This window comes from Desulfohalobium retbaense DSM 5692 (assembly GCF_000024325.1).
GTDB lineage: Bacteria > Desulfobacterota > Desulfovibrionia > Desulfovibrionales > Desulfohalobiaceae > Desulfohalobium > Desulfohalobium retbaense.
Genome location: NC_013223.1, coordinates 457,111 through 479,422 on the forward strand (window position 1 = coordinate 457,111; position 22,312 = coordinate 479,422).

At 43.6% G+C, this 22,312-nt stretch carries 18 protein-coding genes and 1 pseudogene; 16 read left to right on the forward strand and 3 right to left on the reverse strand.

Features of this window, described 5'->3' with window-relative positions; translation table 11 throughout:
• Nucleotides 1-13 precede the first annotated feature (13 nt).
• The 3 genes and pseudogenes from DRET_RS13225 to DRET_RS01840 all read right to left on the reverse strand — a co-directional run.
• Nucleotides 14-1,414, reverse strand: a complete 1,401-nt coding sequence (locus tag DRET_RS13225; RefSeq protein ID WP_015750832.1) for an ISKra4-like element ISDere1 family transposase — start codon at nt 1,412-1,414, stop codon at nt 14-16.
• Between the two features lie 102 nt (nt 1,415-1,516).
• A complete protein-coding gene (locus DRET_RS01835) occupies nt 1,517-2,743 on the reverse strand; it encodes an ISL3 family transposase (protein WP_015750833.1) in 1,227 nt (408 codons plus the stop codon).
• 143 nt (nt 2,744-2,886) lie between these two features.
• Nucleotides 2,887-3,708: pseudogene (locus DRET_RS01840) on the reverse strand (ISKra4 family transposase); the annotation flags it as partial.
• A 252-nt stretch (nt 3,709-3,960) separates the two neighbouring features.
• Here DRET_RS01840 and DRET_RS01850 point away from each other — a divergent pair.
• The 16 genes from DRET_RS01850 (at nt 3,961) to DRET_RS01920 (ending at nt 22,295) form a co-directional block, all read left to right on the forward strand.
• Nucleotides 3,961-5,486, forward strand: a protein-coding gene (locus DRET_RS01850; protein WP_425248167.1) for an IS3 family transposase whose coding sequence is annotated in 2 segments (ribosomal slippage) — nt 3,961-4,399 and nt 4,399-5,486 — 1,527 coding nt in all. Because the reading frame shifts where the segments join, the coding sequence is not laid out codon by codon here.
• Nucleotides 5,487-5,867: 381 nt separating this feature from the next.
• Nucleotides 5,868-7,004, forward strand: a complete 1,137-nt coding sequence (locus DRET_RS01855) for a glycosyltransferase family 4 protein (protein ID WP_015750837.1) — start codon at nt 5,868-5,870, stop codon at nt 7,002-7,004.
• Between the two features lie 200 nt (nt 7,005-7,204).
• Nucleotides 7,205-8,251, forward strand: coding sequence for a CgeB family protein (locus DRET_RS01860; protein ID WP_015750838.1), 1,047 nt, complete (start codon nt 7,205-7,207; stop codon nt 8,249-8,251).
• A 5-nt stretch (nt 8,252-8,256) separates the two neighbouring features.
• Nucleotides 8,257-9,318, forward strand: a complete 1,062-nt coding sequence (locus tag DRET_RS13230; RefSeq protein ID WP_015750839.1) for a sulfotransferase family protein — start codon at nt 8,257-8,259, stop codon at nt 9,316-9,318.
• 49 nt (nt 9,319-9,367) lie between these two features.
• Entirely contained in the window at nt 9,368-10,543 is a 1,176-nt protein-coding gene (locus DRET_RS01870) for a glycosyltransferase family 4 protein (RefSeq protein WP_015750840.1), read from the forward strand.
• On the forward strand, nt 10,506-11,423 hold the full coding sequence (locus DRET_RS01875) for a sulfotransferase (protein WP_015750841.1): 918 nt from the start codon (nt 10,506-10,508) through the stop codon (nt 11,421-11,423). The genes DRET_RS01870 and DRET_RS01875 overlap by 38 nt, the downstream gene beginning before the upstream one ends.
• Complete coding sequence (locus DRET_RS01880) at nt 11,420-12,823, forward strand: oligosaccharide flippase family protein (protein WP_015750842.1); 1,404 nt, start codon at nt 11,420-11,422, stop codon at nt 12,821-12,823. Before DRET_RS01875 ends, DRET_RS01880 begins: the two co-directional genes overlap by 4 nt.
• A 329-nt stretch (nt 12,824-13,152) precedes the next feature.
• Nucleotides 13,153-14,208, forward strand: a complete 1,056-nt coding sequence (locus DRET_RS13595; protein WP_167317781.1) for an O-antigen ligase family protein — start codon at nt 13,153-13,155, stop codon at nt 14,206-14,208.
• A gap of 17 nt (nt 14,209-14,225) precedes the next feature.
• The gene (locus DRET_RS01885) at nt 14,226-15,404 is read left to right on the forward strand and encodes a glycosyltransferase family 4 protein (RefSeq protein ID WP_015750844.1); all 1,179 of its coding nucleotides are present in this window, start codon (nt 14,226-14,228) and stop codon (nt 15,402-15,404) included.
• Between the two features lie 31 nt (nt 15,405-15,435).
• Nucleotides 15,436-16,116: an NAD-dependent epimerase/dehydratase family protein gene (locus DRET_RS01890; RefSeq protein ID WP_279614520.1), complete on the forward strand. Its 681-nt coding sequence runs from the start codon at nt 15,436-15,438 to the stop codon at nt 16,114-16,116.
• A gap of 78 nt (nt 16,117-16,194) precedes the next feature.
• Nucleotides 16,195-17,499, forward strand: coding sequence for a DUF362 domain-containing protein (locus DRET_RS01895; protein WP_015750845.1), 1,305 nt, complete (start codon nt 16,195-16,197; stop codon nt 17,497-17,499).
• The gene (locus DRET_RS01900; protein ID WP_015750846.1) at nt 17,489-18,889 is read left to right on the forward strand and encodes a phenylacetate--CoA ligase family protein; all 1,401 of its coding nucleotides are present in this window, start codon (nt 17,489-17,491) and stop codon (nt 18,887-18,889) included. The genes DRET_RS01895 and DRET_RS01900 overlap by 11 nt, the downstream gene beginning before the upstream one ends.
• Nucleotides 18,886-21,051, forward strand: a complete 2,166-nt coding sequence (locus DRET_RS01905) for a bi-domain-containing oxidoreductase (protein ID WP_015750847.1) — start codon at nt 18,886-18,888, stop codon at nt 21,049-21,051. Before DRET_RS01900 ends, DRET_RS01905 begins: the two co-directional genes overlap by 4 nt.
• Nucleotides 21,052-21,159: 108 nt before the next feature.
• Nucleotides 21,160-21,495, forward strand: coding sequence for a type II toxin-antitoxin system RelE/ParE family toxin (locus tag DRET_RS01910; RefSeq protein WP_041281831.1), 336 nt, complete (start codon nt 21,160-21,162; stop codon nt 21,493-21,495).
• Nucleotides 21,479-21,886, forward strand: a complete 408-nt coding sequence (locus tag DRET_RS01915; RefSeq protein WP_015750849.1) for a helix-turn-helix domain-containing protein — start codon at nt 21,479-21,481, stop codon at nt 21,884-21,886. The genes DRET_RS01910 and DRET_RS01915 overlap by 17 nt, the downstream gene beginning before the upstream one ends.
• Nucleotides 21,864-22,295, forward strand: a complete 432-nt coding sequence (locus tag DRET_RS01920) for a protein-export chaperone SecB (RefSeq protein WP_041281832.1) — start codon at nt 21,864-21,866, stop codon at nt 22,293-22,295. The genes DRET_RS01915 and DRET_RS01920 overlap by 23 nt, the downstream gene beginning before the upstream one ends.
• Nucleotides 22,296-22,312: the final 17 nt, after the last annotated feature.

Sequence of the window (22,312 nt, forward strand, 5' to 3'; positions counted from 1 at the left end):
GCGGGTGCATTCGCTACTTGCGACGACCCCCTTGACAAAGCGACAAGTGGGGCTGAGCCGACCCTAAGTCCTGCCGCTGGCTTTTTTCATAGGCGGCAAAGAAGCGATCGAAGGATTTGTTGTACCTCGAACAGCGCAAGGCCAGGATATTGTTAGCCAGGTCGACTTTCCACCAGGCTCCTGAGCGTTTGAGCCGTATGTGGCTTATAAATTTGTTAGCGCTTTCTATGGCCCCGCTGCCCAGAGGATAGCCGCCCCGCTTGGCTTTCCCGTAATCCATGCGGTCCTTGTTCTTTGACAAATACGAGCACAGAGCGTCTCGCTTCTCTGCTGCCTCGCCGGTGAGCTTCATTCGCCTCAATCCAGCGAGAACACTGCTCAGTTTATTTTGAAAGAGCCGATTTGTCGTTTCACGCAGCCACTTGTCCCGGGCTGCCTTGTCAGCAAAGCGGGCGTTGGCAAATTCGTGGATATGTTCTTGGCAATGGTAATAATCCAAAATTTGCCGTGCGTCTGGAAAAGCCTCTTCCATCGCCTCCCATATCCACCCGGCTCCGTCGCCTATACAGCAGATCCGAACTTTGTCTTCCGGGAAAAGGTTTTGCTGTTTAATCTGCTGCAAAAAGGATTTGAAGCGGTGTTTGTCGCATATCTGATGCCAACTCAGCACTTGGGCTAAATGCTGCCCATCAAGCAAGTAGACCCGTATACCTTTGGCCTCTTTCCACGCATTGGGTTTGCCTTTTTCTGTTCGAGTTGGGGACATGGCTCCATCTGCGGCGAAAACAAGCACCGGCCTGGCTTTATTGGGGCGGGTAGCCTGTTCGATAATCTCATGGATAGTTGCTGCTTCTGGGCTGATCTCTTCAAGTCGAGCATGGGCGGCTAGTTCATTGGTCAACTCATGAACTGTAGCCTGGGAGAGGGAAAGGCCATGCGTATCGTACAAGATTTCCGCTGTTTCATCGAAAGGCACCGACGAGGCCACTTTGGCGACAATTTTTTGGACGTCGTATTGGTACTTTCCCTTTCGAAGGTTCAACGCAGAGACGTACGGTTCATAAAATTTATCGCAGTTTTTGCATTTATAATAAGGTGAATCAAATGATACGGTTCCGTAAGTGGTTTCGATATGTCTCTTTGATTTTTTATTATGAGAACACTTGCAACCACATAGAGGGCATTCGAAGCCAGAAAAGTAATGCTCTAGCTTGGTCTCAATGATCGCAGACAGCATTTTTGGATCGAGATTGTATAGCTTATGCTCACAGAGTTTTTCAATATTTTCAAAAAGTGACAGCCCGGGTACGTCAATTATATCGTATACGTTGTCAAATAATTCTTTCATATCGCTAAAGTACTTCCGATGAGCACGTTCTTTATAAATATCACTCTGATTTAGAGCAGTCTGCATGGTAATACCTCCGGTAGATTTGCGGAGATATTACAGTATTTATCGAAACTTTTCAATAAATAACAGTTGCTTATTTGGCAATTTGACTTTTTAAAAGGTTCCTCACACAAATCTGTGCATAATTTGGGGTTCAGGGAGCCCGCCCATGCAATGGTACAGATTCCGGATGTAATTCTTGGCTGATCTGAACCCGTATGCTCTGTGACTGATGACCTTAGCCTTATTGTTGAGGCCTTCCACCGAGCCATTGCTGATGGGCATATCGAAATAACTGAGAATATTTTCTTCTTTGCGGCGCAGCATCCAAGCAAAATTTCGCATTGGCTTCAGCCTGGAATGTGTCGCCCACCAGAACCACTTGTCGAGGAACTCTTTGGCTGAAGCTCTGCACTCATACGACCAGAACTGGCGGAATGATTCCTTGAGTAAATACGCCCTGTTGATTTTGAGATTGAGTTTTTCCAGTGCGCTCAACCGAGATGCCTGCTTGTCAGTCAGATTCCACGGGTTCTTGAGCCAGATATACCGGGTGTCTTTAACCAGGTCCTTGTGCTTTTGGCCCTTTTCCCGGATCTCGTCTCTGCGGACCTGATCAACGGCTTCGTTGAGATGCCGGACAATGTGGAATTTGTCGAAGACCATCGTCGATTTCGGGGCCATTTCTCGTATAACCTGGGCGTACGGTTCCCACATGTCGCAACAGACCCCTTCAAGCTTATCGGTCTTATTAGGACCAAGCGAGGTGAAGAAGTTGGTGATTGTTGCCTTTGTCCGTTTTTCCCCACTCCATACGAGACTGGAGGTATTTAGGTCGTAGACATTGGTTAGGTATACTTGGCCCTTTTCTCGGGAGATTTCGTCAATCCCAATGTGGGTCAGATTCGACAGGTCTTGGTGGTCCAAACCATACTCGACCATCTGGGCAACTGCAGCGGCTACGGTGCCCCAGGAGCAGCCAAAAAGCTGCGCCACATGTTTCCAGGGCAGTAATCTGGCCCATGAAGCCAGGAAGTGGGCAAAAGCCGTTGTGAACCGATGTTTGCCAGTGCTCCAGGGGAAATACTCCACCTTGATGCCGCAATGTCCGCACCGAACTCTGCGGGGGCTGTACCTGAGCCATACAGGGATTCCCCAAAGAGGGACATGGCGAAAATAGCGGCTTTTAAGGGTATCCCGATACTTGGCAGCGCTGCCGCAGCGGCTGCAAAAGAGCAGATGACGCCGGTCCGGGGCTATATCTACGGTGATCCCGCTCGTATCACCTTGAACTCGACCGACACGAAATCCTTGAATATCCAGCGTCAATTTGGTTAACTGGGACACGAGCATGAGTTCCTCCTGGGTGGTAGGTTTGTGTGGTAACTACCTAAATACCCGAGAGGGCTCATGCTTTTCAAGTTTTTGGCCTCAAGTCAGGCACAGATTTGTGTGAGGAACCTTTTAAAAACGGTCGCAGCTACCGAATGCACCCGAAAAAGGCTTTGCTGTTTAATCAGCTGCAAAAAGGATTTGAAGCGGTGTTTGTCGCATATCTGATGCCAACTCAGCACTTGGGCTAAATGCTGCCCATCAAGCAAGTAGACCCGTATACCCTTGGCCTCTTTCCACGCATTGGGCTTGCCGTTTTCTGTTCGAGTTGGCGACATGGCTCCATCTGCGGCAAAAACGAGCACCGGCCTAGCTTTATTGGGGCGGATAGCCTGTTCGATAATCTCATGGATGGTTGCTGCTTCTGGGGTAATCTCCTCAAGTCGTGCATGGGCGGCCAACTCATTGGTCAGTTCATGAACGGTGGCCTGGGAGAGAGAAAGGCCATGTGTATCGTACAGAATTTCCGCCGTTTCATCGAAAGGCACCGACGAGGCCACTTTGGCGACAATTTTTTGGACGTCGTATTGGTACTTTCCCTTTCGAAGATTCAACGCAGAGACGTACGGTTCATAAAATTTATCGCAATTTTTACATTTATAATAAGGTGAATCAAATGATATGGTTCCGTAAGTAGTTTCGATGTGTCTCTTTGATTTTCTATTATGAGAACATTTACGACCACATATAGGGCATTCAAAGCTAGAAAAACATTGCTCTAGCTTGGTCTCAATGATTGCCTTCAACATTTTCGGGTCAAGGTTATATAGCTTATGTTCCCGGAGTTTTTCAATATTTTCAAAAAGTGACATCCCGGGAACATCAATAATATCGTATACGTAGTCAAATAATTCTTTCATATCGCTAAAATACTTCCGGTGCGCACGGTCTTTATAAAAATCACTCTGGTCTAAAGCAGTCTGCATGGCAATACCTCCGGTAAATTTGCGGAGATATTACAGTATTTATTGCCACTTTTCAATAAATAACAGCGGGTTATTTAAAAAATTTGGCTTTTTGAAAATGGTCGCAGCTACCCCATGTGTCAGGCTAGTTGTCGCTTCGGGGCGCTATCGGGATTTCCGGCCCTCCGGGAGGCCCTAGGGCCTCCCGGAGGAAGCGCCTCACCTTTTTGTGCTTAATTTTGCAAAAAATACAAGGGGCTTGGAGTTTTTGATATGCCTCCTCATCTTCCCAAGCAAATGAAAGAAGCAGCGGTGCATCAAGCGTTGACGGGACACAGCACCACAAAGCAAATTGCAAAGGAGTACGGAGTCGGGCTTTCCTCTCTAAATCGCTGGATCAAAAATGCAAAAAACTCAGGAGCCCCTGGCATGGCCCAGAAAGAAAAGCGCCCCAAAGATTGGACCAGGGAAGAGCGACTCAATGCCCTTCTCGAAGCGGCTAAGCTCTCTGATGAAGAATTGGGGGCGTGGTGTAGGCAAAAAGGACTACACACCCACCATCTGGAAAAATGGCGCAAAGAACTTGCCCAAGAACAACCTAGCGCCGAAAAGACAACATCCAAACAACTGAAAAAAGAGATCAAAGAACTCAAAAGCGAATTAAATCGAAAAGATAAGGCCCTTGCTGAAACCAGCGCCTTGTTGGTGCTGAAAAAAAAAGCCGATGCAATCTGGGGGGACAACGAGGACGATTGATACCCCCTGAAATGAAGAAGTATGCGATTACCTTGATAGACGAGGCTTGTAGGGCTGGAGCCAGAATGAAAAAAGCCTGTGAAATATTAGGCATTTCAGTCAGGTCTCTCCAGCGCTGGCGGCAGCCTGAAACAATCGAGGACAAGCGTAAAGGCTCCAGTATATTCCCAAGCAATAAGATCAGCGAAATAGAGCGGCAAAGGATCTTAAAAGTTCTGAGCAGTGCAGAATTCAGGGATAAAACACCTCACCAGATTGTTGCCGAGCTGGCGGATCAAGGAAAATACCTTGCTTCTGAGGCCTCCATGTACCGCATATTAAAAGAAGTCGGCCAAAATACACATAGGCAAGACTCAAACCCCAAGAAGCATCAAAAGCCAACAGAGCTTGTTGCTACAGATGCTAATCAGATCTGGACTTGGGACATCACGTATTTACCAAGTGCAACCAAGGGCAGCTTTTTCTATCTCTACATGGTCATGGACCTTTACAGCAGAAAAGTCGTAGCTTGGCAGGTGCATGACAGAGAGGATGCGACACTTGCTAGCGAAGTGATCCGCGAAGCTTGCTACCAGGAAGGCGTGGCCCGGGAACAGCTTGTTCTGCACTCGGACAACGGCTCGCCCATGAAAGGAGCCACGATGTTGGCCACCTTGCAGCAACTGGGCGTCATGCCCTCGTTTTCCAGGCCCCACGTTAGCAATGACAACCCCTATTCGGAATCTTTGTTCAAGACCCTGAAATATCGTCCCTGGTATCCCCACAGGCCGTTTCAATGCGTGAGCGAGGCCAGAGAATGGGTAGAAGGCTTTGTGCAGTGGTATAACTTTGAACACCGGCACAGTAAGCTGGAATATGTCACTCCAAACGAGCGGCATACAGGGCAGGACAAAGCCATTCTGGCCAATCGTCGGGCCGTATATCAAAGAGCAAGGCAAAAACAGCCTGAGAGGTGGTCTGGACAGACCAGGCAATGGGCTACGACGGTAGCGGTCACCCTAAATAAACACAGAACCTCTAAAGCGGAAAAGTCTGCAGCCTAGAAGCGACAACTTCCTTGAAATTTACCGCTACCGAATGCACCCCAATGAGGGGGGGGCTTATCCTTCATATGCCCAACGCTGCATCACCATTTGGAGGACGGATGCGCTACGGGGACTATACTCATGAACAATCTTTTACGCAGAGTTCATTAAAACAGATTCTGCAATTGACAGGATTTAGCAAAATTAATTGTTACGAAGATAGTCCGCCTGTGCATGGTTTGATTAGTTTATTACGCTGGGTCCTATGGAATATCATAAGAAGTTGCTTTCGCTTTATCCTTGCTGCAGAAACAGGATCGAAAAATGAAATTTTTAGCCAGAATTTTACTGCTGTAGCAGTCAAGGGTGTGAACTCAGAAAAACAACGAGTCCAGTAAAATGGTTATGGTTCAAAAACTTAAAACAGTCACTTTGTATCAAGATTTCAAGGAAGATAAAAGAACCAGTATAGACATATTTTCCGACTTTTTAGAGACCTATTTATTAAAATTTATAAATGAAAGCTATAAAATTTATAGATTTCAGCCTAAGATTCCTTCTATTATCAACAAACTTCCAGATAAGATTAATCTAAGAATGAGGGCAGCCCGTTACATTGGATATCCCTTGCAAGCTAAAAAAAGCCAAGGTGAAATTAATCATATCATGGAAGAAGGTTATGGACACCTTCTGTATACACTTGATCCAAACCGTACAGTAGTGTCAGTTCATGATTTGATACCAATGTTAGCCTGGAATAATGAGATACCTGGAATGACCTATTCACACCGGCCCAGGCTCGCTGAGTTTTCATTTAAGGCATTATCCAGAGCAAGAAAAATTATTGCTAACAGTCATAGCACAAAAAATGATTTAATTCGTTTATGTAATATAAATCCAGATAAAATAAATGTTATTTATCAAGGACTAGACCCTGAATTTCATAATGTGTCGATAAATAACAAACAAATTCCAAGGCAAATGCTTAATTTTCCTGATTGCAGTACGCACCTGATTCTCATAACAGGCCAACAGGAATATAAAAACCATAAAACCTGTTTAAAGGTTATTGAAGGCTTACAAGAGATATCCAGGAAGCCTGTTCAGCTTGTACGACTTGGTAGAAAGACTATGAATTGGGACCAGCAAATAAAAAAAGCTAACTTGAAAAACTTTCCTATTTGCTTGCAAAATCTTCCAAGAAAAGAAGTGATTGAAGTCTACAAAGCTGTAGACTGTTTGCTGTTTCCTTCCTGGTATGAAGGTTTTGGGCGTCCACCCCTTGAAGCAATGGCCTGCGGGACCCCTGTAGTTACTTCAAACAGAGCCTCTCTCCCGGAAGTTGTTGGAAATGCGGGTTTAATCGCTGATGCTGATAATGTGAACGAGTTGACAAATAAGGTAAATAGAATTTTAACTGATGATGTATTTTATCAGGATTTGGTAGAAAAGGGAAAAAAGCGTTCAACATCATTTACTTGGGAAAGCACAGTTAAACAACTCATGCATGTTTATGAAAGCATTTCGTCAAGTTAATTTATTGAATGGGTATTAAATTATATATAATACTTAACAAGTTACATAATCTAGAGTGACATTATCAGCCGTTCATATAATTTAATAAACCTTCATTAAATAATTTATATGTTTTACGCATTCTTTGTGGCTAGTAATTTATAAACTGCAAGGAAAAGAGTTCAAGTAATATAAAGTACATGATCTAGGTGAAGTATAAAATGAAAATACTGGTTATAGGTGATTTGCGAAAAGAGATAGCTCGATCATTCCAGCGCTATAATGCATTGAAAGAACTTGGGCATGATGTCACTGGTTTATCTTTTTTTATAAGCCATAACAAATACAATAATATAAATCATAAGTTGTTATATCGGATATTTCATAAGTTGGGTTTTCCTCTCGATAATACAAAAATTAACTATAGAATATCAGATCACATAAAAAAACATCACTTCGATCTGATCTGGATTGAAAAGGGATTAATGGTCAAGCCTTCCGTGCTCAGAAAAGCAAAAACAATTCATCCTTATTTAAAATTGCTGTCTTATACGGAAGACGATATGTTTGCCAGGCATAATCAGTCCTGGTATTACAAAAAGTGCCTTCCTCTGTATGATATTGTTATCACCACCAAGAGTTACAACTGCAATTCTGAAGAGCTTCCAGCGTTGGGTGCTAGAAAGGTTTTTTTTGTCGATAAAGCCTATGACAAATACCGTCACCGTCCTATCGAATTGACGCAGCAAGATATCCAAAAATTTGGTGCGGATGTCGGCTTCATTGGAACTTACGAAAAAGATCGAGCTGAAAAAATGCTTTACTTGGCACATAATGGCATTAAGGTTCGTATTTGGGGAAATGGGTGGGGAGATTGGGTTGGCAAGCATCCCAATCTCCAGGTGGAAAATAAACCAGTCTACGGAGATGATTATGTTAAAGCCATATGCGCGACAAAGATAAATTTGTGTTTTCTGCGTAAGATAAATAGAGACTTGCAGACTGATAGAACTATGGAAATACCTGCATGCGGCGCTTTTATGCTCGCTGAAAGAACCGAGGAGCATTCAAGGCTGTTTGAGGAAAACTTTGAAGCATCTTTTTTTGATGTAAATGATCCAGAAGAGCTTTTTGAAAAAGTTAGTTATTATTTGCAACATGATGATGAAAGGCAACAGATTGCGAAAGCTGGCAGGCAAAGGTGTATTGAAAGCAAGTATAGTCATCATGATCGACTGCAGTATATCTTAAGCAAAATAATAGGTTAAAACTAATGAATGTATTGCATAGATTACATAATCTCAAAAGTTATATTCAAAATAATGGCTTAAAAGAGGTCATTCTAAGAAGAGTGGTTGATAGATTAGTTCATGATTATTGGAAGGGAAAGATATATTTACATCCACGTAATTTTTATCACCCATTAAATAGTATACAAATTGAACGCCCGATTTTTTTGCTAGGCACGCAGGGGGGGGGTGGAACGATAGTCTCGCGTTTGCTACGGCAACACCCGGATGTAGTATATATTACCGGAAATAACATGTTTTGGGGTGGAGAAGATGAACTACACAATATACAAAGGTTCAAAAAATTACCTGACGAATGGGTATTAAGATCACCGGGGTACAACAATTTATTGGGAACCGAAGAGTACCATCCCTCATTTGGATATGAAAGAAGCTGGCTATATGCTACAAATGCATTATTACCCTGGTATAGATTGACTGAAAGCCATTGGTCAGAATATGTGGAAAATTCAATTGTCAATGTCTTAAAACGATGTATTCGTGCTTATGCGAAAGATCCGCATTTGGCAAGATTTCACGATATGAGCCAATCTTTTGCGCTCAAGGTCCCTTTACTAAAGAAAATATTTCCAGATGCCAAATTCATTTTATTAATCCGCAACCCGTTTGCCATGTGCTGGCGAGAAGTAACCAAAAAAAACAACAAATATAGACATTTTGCTAAAATTCCTGATCAAAAACAAGCTCTGCAATGGGCGGTAGAGCACTGGTATAACACATATTCAATAGCCCTAAACGATCTAGATGATAATACAGATAATTATATATTAAGGTACGAAGATTTCGTTTTAGAGCCTGAGAAGTATGTATATACTTTATTGGACTTTTGCGATTTGGATAAAGAGAGATATGAGTTACCTGCCTATAATATGAATATACCTTTGGGAACAAAAAGTAGAAATAAATGGTGGCCTGTGAGCAAACATGCTAATTTCGGATATTTACAAGATATACCTAAATGGGCTATTGATACTATACAATATCACTGTTCAGATATTGTCGATGACTTTGATTATAAATATTAGTATATATATCAGTATTGTTTCAAATACTATTTAACATTAAAGAATTAAGATGAAAGTGATAGTATCAGTAAATGGACGGTTTCATGCATTTGATTTGGCTATACAGCTGCATAGGCACAATGTTCTACACTCGTTGATAACATCTTATCCAAAATTTAAGGTATTAGAGTGGAATATAAAAAAAAGTCAAATCAAATCTTTAATTTTTACAGAAATATTTAAGCGATCCATCCAACGTTTGCCTAATTTATGTAGTAACTTACCAACAATTGCACAAAAATTTATTTTTGATAAAAGAACCGCTAGTAATATACCTTCGGACGCTGACATTTTTGTGGGATGGAGTAGCAATAGCTTACATTCTATTAGAAAGGCCAAGCAGATGGGGCTAGTTACTATCCTTGAACGTGGTTCTGCTCATATGTTGACTCAACAAAAGCTGTTGACCGATGAATATGAGAAGTATGGTCTTAAGCCAAAGATAGCTCCAGATAAAATTGTTGAGAAAGAATTGAAAGAATATGAAGAAGCTGACTACATTTCTATTCCTTCATCTTTTGTATCTCAAAGTTTTGTTGAACATGGCATAAATAAAAATAAATTGATTCAAGTACCATATGGCGTAGATTTAACACATTTTAAACAAATCGAAAAAGAAGACAGTATTTTTAGGGTGATATATGCCGGACGATTGTCACTACAAAAGGGAAGTCATTATTTATTACAGGCTATTTATGAACTAGATCTACCAAACTTTGAGTTTTGGCATTTAGGAAGTATGGCTCAAGAAATTGAACCTTTTTTAAAGAAATATGATTCGAAAAAGATATTTCTTAAGGGCCATAAGCCTCAAAACGAACTTTATAAATATTATTCTCAAGGTAATGTTTTTTGCTTTCCATCAATTCATGATGGTTTTGGGATGGTCATTATTCAAGCAATGGCTTGTGCCCTTCCAGTAATTGGGTCCGAAAAAACAGGTACATCTGACATCGTTGAAGATAACAAAGATGGCTTTGTTATCCCCATACGAGATGTCGAAGCTATAAAAGAGAAAATTCTTTATCTCTACGAGAATCAAGATATATGCTATCAGATGGGGCAAGCTGCCAAGGAAAAGGTCAGTTCTGGATTCACTTGGGACGATTATGGGCGCAAGATGATAGGACAATATCAAAGGATACTTGATGCAAGAGGACAAAATCAAGCTCATATACATAGCTAGCAACGGCAGATCCGGTTCAACTCTTTTGGATCTCCTGTTGGGTTGCCATCCAAAAATTTGGACACTTGGCGAGTTTCAAATCCTGCCTTGGGAGATAATGACCCCCAGGCAGACTTGCGGCTGTGGTCTAAATGTTAAAGAATGCCCTTTCTGGTGTAATATTGTACAAAAATTTGATGACCAGTTAACCGAAGGTTCGATTCATAAATTTCGCGAATCACATGGTCAGGGAAAAGTCCTGCGTAATTCTGAACTGTTTCGGATTTTGATGAGCCAAAAATCGTTTTTAAGCCACACAAATGGATTTGAGGGCTATGGTCGTGAGAACGCCCGGGTAATGAATGAAATTAAGCGTAAGGTCCAAGACAAAAAGCCTGTTGAGTATTTGGTTGATGCTTCAAAAGACCCCTATCGTCTTTATTGGCTAGCCATGTCCGGATATTTTTCCATTTATGCTATTCATTTGACCAAAGATCCCCGTGCATTTGTCTATAGCATGATCAAGAACAACTCTTCAGATACACGCAAAACAGTACGCATGAGCCTTCGCTATGAAGTTGAGAACCGTATTATTGATCTGGTTTGTAAAAAGGCCCCATTGAAGGAATCTATGCACATCCGCTATGAGGATTTGGCGTCTCACCCTCAGGATACCATGAAGGCTGTTTATCAAAAGTTTGGCATAGATTTCTCTGACTATGACCCTGATAATTTTCGCCAAGCAGAAAACCATGCCATATCCGGCAATCAGATGCGGCATCGCACTGACGAGATATCCCTTGACGAGAAATGGCGCAGAAATATGCCCAAATCAACACAAAAAATTGTTCAAACCATCACTGCTTTGGCAGGCAGACGATATGGATATTATAAGGCATGAGCCTGGCCAAGTCTGCTATTCAGGGTGGTCTATGGATGGCCGGGATAAGGTATATTGCCTTTATAATCAATTTTGTGGGCAACATCTGGCTAGCCAGACTTTTGGTTCCAGAGGATTTTGGTATCTTTGCCCTGGCCATGTCCATTTCCGAAATCCTTTTCATGATCGGAGGATTCGGCCTGGCCAAAGCGTGCATACAATTGCAGGACCAGCCAAAGGTTTTTGATACCGGGCTCGTTTTCGCTTGGGCGCTTACAGCCCTTCTATCTGTCATTGGTCTTATATCAGCTTGGGTGGCCACAAATGTATACGCACACGATGTGGCTATCTTTTTGGTTGTATTATGTTTAATAAAATCCTTGCAGTTCCCAGGCTCTGTCTATTTGGCCTACTTGGAAAAGGATTTTGCCTTTCGCAAAAGTGCTTTCATCTCCGGCTTTGGCCGCAGCATTGCCATTTGTCTGGCCATAGCACTGGCCATTTGGGGTCTTGGTAAATGGAGCCTGCTGCTGCGGGAAGTAATGGCTATAGGTTTCGTCTTTCTGGGATCCCTTATTTTTTCTCCCTTTAGGTTCGGCTTTTCTTTTGATAAAAATACAGCAAAAAAGATTTGGCGTTTTTCCTTTGGCATGTTTTTTATGCGCATGAGCGAGGTGCTCTTTAACCGGGCACCAAATTTGGTGCTGGGCAGCTTGGCCGGTCCAGCCACGCTTGGTCTGTTTGAGCGCAGCCTTTATGTCTCTAACTTGCCAAATACCATGCTCTCCCAGTTCTATGGCAAGGTGGGGTTTGCGGTCTTTTCCAAAGTCAAGAACCAACCGGAGAAGATTGCTAAGGGGCTGGAGTGGAACCTTTTTTTTGCTAGCAGGATAATGTTTTTGGCCGGGCTACTGGTATTTCTTTTCCCTGAACTTGTTTTGACCACTCTCCTGGGCCAGCAATGGGCAGAAGCTGCTCCTTTCTTTCAAGGGTTTACTCCTTTCATAGTTACACTTCCCATATTTGCTATTCTCAAGCACGGCTTGTTGGCCATTGGTGCTACTAGACCGGTCACAGTTAGTAGGATTGTGGGTGTGTTTATAGTAGGTGTCGGAACTTTGATGGCCTGGTTTAGTGATAGTCAATGGGTTGTAGTGCCTTGGTTTATGAGTTGGGCGTCGTTAATTGGTATAATTCTATTGGCTATTGCATGCTATAAACACAAAATGATGATTAATCTGTTCAGAGTAATAAAATTCCCTTTTTTTATAGCTATGTTGTTTATATTTGCTGTTATGATTACACCCTGTGTAAAACCAAGTTTGAAATTTATATGCATCACAATATTAGCATGGGCCATAATATTTATTTTCTTGGATAAAAATAAATTGTCTATCTTTTATAATATATGTAAAAGATAGAATCTTTAAACTAGTTTTGGTTCTGCAGAATCTTTAAAACAATCATCACAGCTATGGAATGATAAACATAAAAAGCATATTATGTATTATTGTTTCAGTAAATGGCGGCCAAAAGTTATTAACGTGATAGATTTGATTTTCTTAATTGAGTTATGGATATCTTTTTAAAAAGAAATAATTTTGTTTGCATTTCTATATTTACAAGTTTAGTAGTAATTTATAGGTTGATAAATCCTCTTTTTTCGAGTCTCAATACTGTGAATTACATACTAATAATGCTATTTTTATTTCTTGCCTTTGTTTACTATTATTGCTATTCCTTGTTTAAGGTGAGTATAGATTTTAAAATAGACAAAGTAATAGCTTTAAATACATCACTATTGTTTGTTTTTTTAATAATTTCAACTATTCGAAATGATATTGATGCAATTCTTGAATCATTTATGTTTTTTGGTGGGATTATGGGATATTGGACTTTAACAAAAGTAGTAAATTTTAACATACCCATATTTTTAAAACTAAGTCTATATGTTTTATTGCCAATTTCTATAATTTCTGCATTGATTTTTACACAACAGGTTCAAGGTTTATCATTATTTGCTTTTACAGGAGATCAATGGAGAGTTTATATTGTCTCCATTGCAAACACAAAACGTTTAGCTAATTTTTTATTGTTATCGGGTTTATTTTACTTTCTATCGTATAGGAACAAAGTAACATATAATACTTACCTTTCTTTATTTTCTATATCATTAGGTTTATATTTGAGTATATTTTCAGGGAGCAGAACGAATTTTATTATTGTGATTATATTGCCAATCATTCTTTTAACGATAAAAACATTTTTTGCTAGACTTAAAAGATATAGATATGTTTTATTGTTGTTACCTTTTATTATAATTGCTTTCATATATTCTACTACATTATATATAGAATATAACAACGTTAAATTACCAGGCTTTGCAGGAGAGCTTACTAAAACCACTAGCGATCATGGTGAGGTTGGTGCTGGTAGAATTTGGCTCTGGTATTACCATTTAGATCTTTTTAAAGATAATTACCTTACTGGAGTGTCAGCCGATAAGGTAGACTTTAAAAAAGGTGACATGATTAATGGAACAAGAGCAAGAGCTGGTGGGGAATCGTATTGGACCATATCTCTTGCACGTTATGGTGTTTTTTCTTTCCTTTTTTATATCTCATTGTTATATTTTGGGTATTTAGGAATAAAGTATAAATCTATAGAATCTACCGTCCTTTATTTTGTTGGTATTATTCTAAACACGACTATGGCAGATATTGGTCAAACTTATGGATTGAATTCAATATTGTTTTTCTTGTTGTGGTTTTCATCTTTACACTTTCACATGAATGCTAAATATTGATATATTTATAAATTATAATGAGTTTCTCTATTGTTTTTACATTTGTAGGCTACTACCTACCCGGCTATAAATCTGGCGGCCCAGTGCGGACCATTGCCAACATGGTAGAACATTTGGGTGATGATTTTGATTTTCGGATCGTCACCCGGGATCGGGATGCGTTGGATACTGAACCGTACCCAGATGTAAAGATCGATTCCTGGAACACAGTGGGTAAGGCGCAAGTATTTTATGCTTCCCAGGAAACCTTGGGATTGTGCGGGGTAGCTCGTTTGTTGCGAGAAACCCCGCATGACGTGTTGTATCTGAACAGTTTTTTTTCTTTTGGGTTCACAGCGCTGCCGCTTTTGGCAAGGCGATTGGGGCTGGCGCCGAAGAAGCCTTGCGTTATCGCACCCCGCGGGGAGTTTTCAGCAGGGGCCCTGGCCTTGAAGGCATGGAAAAAAAAGGCATATTTACGACTGACCCGGGCTGTGGGGATATCTTCCGGACTTGCCTGGCAGGCTTCAAGCCAGCACGAGGTCGATGATATCCGTTATGCCATAGGGAATACCGCCAATAATATTTTTATTGCGCCTAATCTTCCTTCTCCTTTGCAAAATGAACTCCAGATAACATCAGAAAACAATGCCATTGCTGATGATTCTTATTTACGGATCATTTTTTTGTCACGCGTATCGCCGAAGAAGAACCTGGATTTTGCGCTAAAGGTCCTCGGCCAGGTTACTGTGCCGGTGGTGTTCGATATTTACGGGGTAATAGATGACAATGCTTATTGGGACAAGTGCAGCCAGCTTATAAACACTTTGCCGGAACAGATAAAGGTTTTCTATCATGGGGTTGTTAACCATAAAGACGTGCATGAACTGCTCTCCGGGTATGATCTTTTTTTTCTGCCTACCCATGGGGAAAACTATGGCCATGCGATTTACGAGACCCTTGCAGCCGGTGTGCCGCCATTGATTAGCGATCAGACCCCATGGCGTGACCTAGATGAAAAAGGCGCTGGCTTTGTCCGGCGACTTGCTGATTTTGATGAGTTTGTTTCTGTTATCAATGCGTATGCGTACAAAACAGACGATGAGCGAACTTTTTTTCAAAAAAGTGCCCATGACTATGCTTTGCAGGTAGCCTCCGGGTCAGAAGTGCTGGAGCAGAACCGAAAACTTTTTCAACTGGCAGCCTGTGGAGAATAGGAGATTGTGTTTTTTTGAAGCGGCGCCTTCAGTGGCTGATCCGCGAATGGACTGTGAGACAAACGTGCTCGGGACATTGAATTATCTCGAAGCGGCGCGGCACTGTCAGAGCAAGCGGTTTGTTTTTGCCTCTTCCGGCGCCCCGGCCGGGGAGGTAGAGCCGCCCATTCATGAAGAATTGCCCCCGCACCCGGTTTCCCCGTATGGGGCAAGCAAGTTGGCCGGTGAAGGCTATTGCTCGGCGTATTGGAGAACGTTTGGGGTCGAGACCGTGTGCTTGCGCTTCGGGAATGTGTATGGGCCGTTTTCCGGGAAAAAGGACAGCGTGGTGGCCAAATTCATCAAGCGTGCCCTGGCGGGACAGCCCCTGGAGATTTACGGGGATGGCCGGCAAACGCGGGACTTTATCTATATAGACGACCTGGTCCGATCCATCCGCCAGGCCGCCAGCGTTCCCGATATCGGCGGGGAAACCTTCCAGATCGCCACCAGCCGGGAGACGACCGTGGGCGAACTCGTGGAGAAACTTGTGCCTGTTCTGAACCGGTTTGGCGTCTCTGATATTCAAGTGGAACATGGCGAACGGCGGCAAGGCGATGTGCAGCGCAATTTTTCGGATACGGCAAAGGCGAGAAAAGTGTTGGGTTGGGAGTGTCAGGAGGAACTGGATTCAGGGCTTGAGAAAACAATTTCGTGGTTTCTGAAGAAGTAGTGATTGATGTTTTTACCTTAATGTTGGTTTTGTTTATGACTTTTTTATCCATTAGCAGTTGTGATTGGAATACGTAAAATGAATGTCGACATACAATATAAAAGTTTATCGCTAGATAAAAACAACATAGATGTTCGTCCAGGTGATTGGGTGGTTATAAAGCCTAATCTTGTCAAAGAATGTAAAGAAAGTGATGAAAGTGAATGGGAAAGTGTTATAACTTCGCCTGCTTTAATTGATAGGGTTTGTGAAATTGTTTGTGAAAAGCTTAATGGGAAAGGAAAAATATCAATCTGTGATGCTCCGCAAACAGATTCATCATTTTTTAAAATATCTGAAAGAGCTGGTCTTTACGCTATAGCTAAAAAATATATGGCTCGATATCAAATATCGATTGAGGTTTTCGATCTGAGAAATGAAGAATGGACTAATAAAAAAGGAATCATTTCCGAGCGCAAAAAACTTAGCGGGGATCCACAAGGTTCTATAGCTTTTAATGTGGGACGCGCTAGTTTTTTTTATGGTTATAGGGGTGAAGGTAAATATTATGGCGCTGACTATGATAGTGCTATAGTGAATAAACACCATTGTGGGGAAAAGCAGGAATACCTCATTTGTGCTACACCTGTACTTTGCGATGTTTTAATCAATATGCCTAAACTTAAAACGCATAAAAAAACCGGCGTTACGTTAAGTTTAAAAAATTTGGTAGGAATTAATGCCGATAAGAATTGGCTGCCACACCATACTGAAGGGGATCCTTCATCCGGTGGTGATCAGTTTCCTGAACTTTCGTTCAAGAAGAGACTTGAACAGGTGGCAGTTAGAAATGTTAGAAGAATGGCCCTAGCGATACCATTGTTGGGGCCTAAAATGGCTCAATATTTGCGAAAAGCTGGGACTAAAACTTTTGGCAGTGGAGACGAGGTCATTCGAAGCGGGAATTGGTATGGTAATGATACTACTTGGCGTATGGTACTGGACTTGAATCGATGTCTTTTGTATGGGAATCCAGATGGCACCTTGCGCACATCAAATCCAAAGCGATATTATACAGTTATAGATGGCATTGTCGGCATGGAAGGCAATGGCCCCATGCAGGGCGAGCCTGTGGCAAGCGACCTAGTCATCTCCGGCGCTGACCCAGTTGCGACGGATATGGTAGCCGCCAAACTAATGGGGTTTGATTGGCGCAAAATTCCTGTTATTCGAGAGGCTTTCAAGGTGCAAAATTATCCCATTACATTGTCTTCTCCAAAAGAGGTTTATATTTCAAGCAATAACTCAGAGTGGTGCGGTCTTTTTTCAGATATTGAAAAAAAGAATTTTTTAAGTTTTAAGCCCCATTTCGGATGGCAAGGCCACATTGAGTATGAAAAATAAAATAGATATAGAAAGCATATATTTAAAACTTCCCATTTTTTTGCAGAATATTCTTGTTTCGATTGAGGGGAAACGTATTCAGCGTCGTCGATATTCTCGCCATTTTTATAATATATTTAATGAAGTTATAGATAGATTTTGTGATTTAGATATGGCATTTCAAGGCGATTACCAAAAAAAACGATTGCGGGATTTTTTACAAAAAGCGCGACTTTCGCCATTTTGGTATAAGCGCTTCCTAGATTACGAAGTGGATCCTGACGCTGAAGATGTCTTTCAAGAATTAAGGAAGTTGCCTGTATTATCTAAGGATGAGGTGAAGGACCATGCGCATGATATAGATATTTCAGCACAATTAGATGTAGATTTTTTTTCTTGTCATACCAGTGGAACCACAGGGAGTGGGCTAGTTTTCCCCGTAAGTAAGGAGGCGGAAAGAGAGCAATGGGCTACGTGGTGGAGGTACAGATTATGGCATGGGATCAAATTTGATACCTTATGTGGCTATTTTGGGGGGCGTTCGCTTGTTTCTCTTAGCCAGCAAAAGCCCCCATATTGGCGTGTCAATCGACCTGGCCGTCAAATCATGTTCAGCGCTTATCATTTGAGTGACAAAACTGCCCCAGACTATATCGCTGCTCTCAATCGATACCGAGTACCCTGGATCCATGGATATCCATCGACAATTGCTTTACTCGCAGGATTGAAGCGGGATCTTGGTTTACCCGATATTCCATCCTTGCAAGTGGCCACTATTGGGGCTGAGAGTTTGCTTTCGCAGCAAAGGGAACTTATTGAAAATGTTTTGAAAGTTCCTGTACGGGAGCATTACGGTCTAGCTGAAGGTGTGGCGAATATATCTGAGTGCCCTAATGGTAGACTGCATGTTGATGAGGATTTTGCCTACGTTGAATTTCTACCCGTCAACCGTGATGGAACTCTTTTTAAGATAGTTGGTACAAATTGGTCTAATCCGGTTTTCCCGCTTTTTCGTTATGACACAGGCGATATTGCTACAATAGAGGATAATGAGTGTTCTTGTGAAAAAGAGGGACGTGTAGTGAAATGTATTGATGGGCGGAAAGAAGACTATGTATCTCTTCCTTCTGGTGCTAAAGTAGGTCGCTTGGATCACATTTTTAAAGATATGATTAATATTAATGCAGCACAAATTTATCAACCGAATGTCGAAGATATTGTTATCCGAGTAGTTCCTGGCAAGAATTTTAATCGAAAACGGGATGAAAAAGATATTCTTTCTGAAACTCGAAAGCGGTTAGGAAATGAGATTTCCATATCATTTGAGTATGTGAGTGAACTGCCTAAAACGAAATCCGGAAAGCTACGGTTTGTAGTTTCTGATGTACAAGAGAATAAGATAGCTGTATGAAACAAATTCTCCAAGACCTGCAAAATGGAAAAACCGAATTGGTTGAGGTCCCCAAACCTAGGACGAAATCTGGGCATTTGTATATCCAAAGCTCTACTTCCCTTATCTCCGCCGGCACCGAGCGGATGCTCATTGACTTCGGCAAGGGCAATTACCTGCAAAAGGCCCGGCAACAGCCGGAGAAAGTGAAAGAGGTTTTAGACAAGGTGCGCACCGACGGGCTGATGCCGACTGTGGAAGCTGTACGGTCCAAGCTGGGAGCGCCTTTGCCGCTGGGGTATTGCAACGTTGGCCGGGTTGAAGACCCGGCCACGAGTTTTAAGGGGCAAGTTTTAAGTTTTAAGAAAAATGATCGTGTGGCGAGTAATGGGCCGCATGCGGAATATGTGTGTGTGCCGAAGAACCTGTGTGCCAAAGTTCCGGACAACGTATCTGATGAAGAGGCCGCCTTTACGGTGATCGGGGCCATTGCCCTGCAGGGCGTGCGTTTGGCTGAGCCCACTCTGGGGGAATATTTTGTGGTCACCGGGTTGGGGCTCGTGGGGCTGATGACGGTCCAGATTCTGTCGGCCAACGGTTGTTCAGTATTGGGAATTGATTTTGACCCGGACAAGTGCCGCTTGGCGGAGCGATTCGGGGCCAAGGCTGTCTGTCTGGGCCAGGGTGAAGATCCGTTGCGGGTTGCGGACGGTTTTTCCAAAGGGCGGGGGGTGGACGGCGTAATTATTTGCGCGGCCACCAAGTCCAATGATCCCATCCGCCAGGCCACGGAGATGTGCCGCAGAAAAGGCCGGATCGTGCTCACCGGAGTGACCGGGCTGGAGCTGTCCCGGGATCTGTTTTTCAAAAAAGAGCTTTCCTTCCAGGTTTCCTGTTCCTATGGCCCGGGGCGATACGATCCGGAGTATGAGGACAAGGGCAAGGATTATCCATTCGAATTCGTGCGCTGGACTGAGCAGCGCAATTTCGAGGCCGTGCTGGATTTGATGGCCGCCGGAAAGCTGGATGTAAAGCCGCTAATAAGTCATAGATTCGTTTTTGAAAATGCTGAAGATGCGTACAGGATGATTGCGGATAATTCTGAGCCGTATGTGGGAATTATTCTGGATTATCAGAGCTCGGAGGGCGGAGGGCGGAAGACAGAGGGCGGAGGGTGGACAGTTCAGTTGCGTTCTTCGCAGACGTCTGATCTCCGGTCTCCGACCTCCGCTGTTGTTGGCATGATCGGGGCTGGCGGATACACCGGGCAGGTGCTCCTTCCGGCAATGGGCAAGGGCAGCGATGTCCGGTTTAAAACCATCGCTTCGGGCACCGGGGTTTCCGGTACCCATCTGGGCAAAAAGTTCGGATTCGAGCAATCGACCACGGACACGGAAGCGCTGCTCAGCGACCCGGAAATCAACACCGTTTTTGTGACCACTAGGCACAATACCCATTACCGCTTCGTCATGCAGGCGCTGGAGGCGGGGAAGCATGTGTTTGTGGAAAAACCGCTGTGTATGAATAGAGAGGAACTGGATGATATTTCCAATGCCTATGCTGATCGAGGGTCTTTGACGTCGAACCACCGGCCACCGATCCTAATGCTCGGCTTCAATAGGCGCTTTGCGCCCCTGATTCAGCAGATGCAGCAGGCACTGGGTGCCATGTCCGGGCCGAAGTCTATGATCATGACCGTGAACGCCGGGGAGATCCCCCTGGAGCACTGGACGCAGGATCCGCAGGTCGGCGGGGGACGTATCATCGGCGAAGCCTGCCATTTCATTGATCTTTTGCGCTATTTGGCCGGGGCGCATATCACGGGCTATGACAAGACCGTGATGCAAAGCGCTGGCGGGGACACCCTGACCATCACGCTGCGCTTCGCGGATGGCTCCATCGGCGCAGTGCACTATTTCGCCAACGGGTCCAAGATGTTTCCCAAGGAGCGGCTGGAAGTCTTCTGTGAGGGCAAGATCCTGCAGATGAACAATTTCCGCACATTGAAGGGCTATGGCTTTCCTCGCAAGGGTAGGGGGGGCAATAAACGGCTCTGGCGGCAGGACAAGGGCCAGCAAGCAGAAATGCAGGCGTTTTTCGCGGCGATCCGCGAGGGCCAAGCAAGCCCGATCCCCTTTGAAGAGATCACTGAGGTCATGCGGGTGACGCTGGCTCTGGCCTAATGGGGCGGGGATTTTTGTTGACAGGATTTGTAGATTAGTTAACCTGAGAGTTAATAGATGCCGTGTCAAGATATCCTTCGGGGCCACGTTGAGCCGGAAGCAAGGAAGGTGAGCATTTATTTTTGGTCGCCGGATGAGGCGCACGGCTTTTCGAAGTGGCTGGCCACAAGCCGACTGGACATCAAGGTGAAGAAAAAACTGCTCGCGCAATTGGCCATATTTTCTACAAACGGCTTGCCACGGACAAACAAAGAGAAATTCAGGCATGTTGCGGGCAAGATTTGCGAATTGAAGCCGACCAGCCAAGTGCGCTTGCTGGGGTTTGAGGTCCATCCTGATTTTATCATTGTTTGTATGGGTGTGAAAAAGAAACAAAAGCTTGCTCCGGAGCTTATTGCCAAGGCGCAACAACGCAGGGAGCTGTATTATGCAGACGGACAATGAATACAGCGGTGTGATCGACGGCATTTTTTCGCAGATCTCTGAGCAGGAAATGCAGTATGAAGAATTGCTGCATACTGTTTCGGAAGAAATCAATAGGATTATGTGCAAAGAAGGCCTGACGAAAGCGGAGCTGGCTGACAAGATGGGCGTTTCCAGGCCGTATATAACAAAATTGCTTCGCGGGACGAACGTGAGCTTGCAGACCCTGGCCAAGGTTGCATCTGCTTTGGGATACAAAACGTGTATTTCCATGATCCCCAAGCATTGGGAAGCGCGGGTTTTTGCTGTATCCCCTGTGAATAAGCAGCGGCAAGGAGACCGCCGGGCGCGTTTTGCGGATGGCTTCAGGGAAAAGGAAGGATATGCGTATGCCGGTGTTGCAACTCGTTGAATATGTCTTTCCAGAAATTGAGTGCCGCGAGAATCCTGATTGTCCTCGCAATCCCGATGCAGTGTGTCCACCGGAAGTCCAGGTGAATCCTCGCATGGCGGTCAAGGAAGATGATGATGCTATCTATCGCCTTGCGCTGGAGATTCGCTTTGGAAGCGAAGGAGAGCACTGTTCGTATATTGGTCGCGTCAAGGTTGTCGGCATTTTTTCAGTGGCTTCTGAGGTGGAGGAAAAAGAAAAACAGGTCTATATTAACGGTGCATCGATCCTTTATTCTGCGGCCCGTGAATTTGTGCTTTCCATCACCTCCCGGGGGCCAAGTTTTCCGTTGATGCTGCCAACGGTTCGTTTCAATACCTGCGAACACGAAGAAGACTTTGCCTCGCAAGACCAGGCCAGGCCTGATTGATATGGGGCGACGTTTTC